We start from the raw sequence: 514 nt of genomic DNA on the forward strand, positions 1-514 counted from the left end.
GGTGAAGTGGATATGGTCGGGCGAGGCGATCGGGCCGATTTCCTGCCGCACCTGCATCCGAAGTTCGCTTTCCAGTTCCGCGCTTGGCTCTTCGCCTGCGTTCAACGTGACATAGCAATAAATGCCCTGTCCCTTGATCTCGTGCGGGAATCCGACGACTGCGGCCTCGGCCACGCGGTCATGCAACACAAGCGCGCTTTCGACCTCGGCTGTGCCCATGCGGTGGCCGGAAACGTTGATCACATCGTCGACACGACCGGTAATCCACCAATAGCCATCGCCATCGCGGCGGCAGCCATCGCCGGTGAAATACTTACCCTTATAGGTGGAGAAATAGGTCTGCACGAAACGGTCATGATCGCCATAGACGGTGCGCGCCTGCCCCGGCCAGCTATGCGTGATGCAGAGGTTGCCCGATACATCGCCGCGCGCATCGCCTTCGTCGGCAATGACCTGCCCGTCGGCATCAACCAGTTGCGGGCGGATGCCGAAGAAGGGGCGGCCTGCACTGCCC

General features: G+C 61.5%; 1 protein-coding gene. It reads right to left on the reverse strand.

What is annotated here, in order from left to right:
• Nucleotides 1–514, reverse strand: a 514-nt coding sequence (locus tag ACFSE6_RS18925; protein WP_417398515.1) for an AMP-binding enzyme, incomplete at both ends; no start/stop codon positions are given.

Source organism: Georgenia deserti (assembly GCF_042680605.1).
GTDB classification, from domain to species: domain Bacteria; phylum Actinomycetota; class Actinomycetes; order Actinomycetales; family Actinomycetaceae; genus Allobogoriella; species Allobogoriella deserti.